The organism is Pseudomonas sp. NY11955, assembly GCF_048068035.1.
GTDB lineage: Bacteria > Pseudomonadota > Gammaproteobacteria > Pseudomonadales > Pseudomonadaceae > Aquipseudomonas.
In genome coordinates this window covers 1-1,308 of sequence record NZ_JBLUPS010000042.1, presented here as the reverse complement: position 1 = coordinate 1,308, position 1,308 = coordinate 1, and the positions used below count along the sequence as shown (strand labels likewise).

1 protein-coding gene is annotated in these 1,308 nt (G+C 59.8%); it reads right to left on the bottom strand.

Features of this window, described 5'->3' with window-relative positions; all coding sequences use genetic code 11:
* Nucleotides 1-4 precede the first annotated feature (4 nt).
* Nucleotides 5-1,207 carry an ISL3 family transposase gene (locus tag ACNFBR_RS29185; protein WP_003464938.1) on the bottom strand — a complete coding sequence of 401 codons (1,203 nt, stop codon included), beginning with the start codon at nt 1,205-1,207 and terminating at the stop codon, nt 5-7.
* Nucleotides 1,208-1,308: the final 101 nt, after the last annotated feature.

Here is a 1,308-nt window from a genome sequence, read left to right as displayed (position 1 = left end):
AGGTTCATCGCGCTTTCCCGGGGAAGGCAGCCTTGATTTTCAGGAAAAAGTATTCCGAGTCCCGAAAACCATAGGCCATACGCTTGATCACCTTGATGCGGTTGTTGACGCCCTCAAGGACGCTGGTATGCATATGGAAGTTGGCACTGGCGAGGATGCCTCGGGCGTATTTGCGCAGGTTGCGAGCGAAGCGCTGTAGCGGCGCGAGGCCGCTGTCCCGGGCGTGCCGCAACCAGGTTCGCCAGCGGCGCCAGCCCTCTCGTACGCTGGGGGCGAACCAGACATCCTTCAGCGCATCCTTGAGGACATAGACCGTAGCCAGCGGCTGGTTGGCCGCGAGTAGTTCTTGAAGCTGCACGGCTTGTCCGTCCTTCAGGTTGTTGCGATTGCGCAGCAGCAGCCAGCGGCTTTGCTTGACCGCCTTTCGTGCCGGCTTGTCTTCGCGCAGGAGGTTGGCCTGGTCAACCCGGATACGGTCGATCACATCCCGACCGTAGCGCGCGACGACGTGAAACAGGTCGTACACCACTTCGGCTTGCGGGCAATGCTTCTTCACCTCCAAATCAAAAGCCGTGTTCATGTCCATGGCCACCGCCTCTATCTGCTGGCAGTGCTTGCCGAGCAATTCAAAGAACGGGCGGACCGCCTCGCGGCTGTTGCCGTGGCCGACCCACAATACCCGCGTTCGCTCGGCATCCATGATGACCGTGGCATAGCGATGCCCTTTGTGCAGGGCGAACTCGTCCATCACCAGGCGGCGGACACCGGTTGAATCGAAGTTGCCTACCTCGGCTTGAAGGCGTCGTTTATCGAGCGTTTTGAGGGTGTGCCAATGCAGGCCGGTGAGCTGGCTGACGTGGCTGATCGGCAGCAGCCGCAGCAAGCTTTCGAGCCATATCCGTAACCGCTGGGTCAGCCGAGATGCTGGCTCCAACCAGTCGATCCGCTCGGTCACCCGCCCACAACTCAGGCAATCGACTCGGCGCACTGGTAGTTGAAGCAGGACGCGCTGATCGAACAGATCACGATCACGCACCAGACGAATCCGGCGATCGTGAATCAACGGGCTGAACTGGCCACAACGCCCGCACTTAGGAAGAGAGCCGGCTTGAGGTTCAAGCTCAATGAGGAGGGTGTTATCGGTAGATGGGCGACAGGTAACGGCGTCGTAGCCTGGCCAGAAAGCGGCAAGATCAATAGGATGCACGGCGACAGCAGGGACAGGTGAAGGGTGTGTTTGGCGACTGCCAATTTACCTGCTTCCCTGACTGTCAACTCGCTCTTCCCCCAGACTCCGCGAAGAACCAA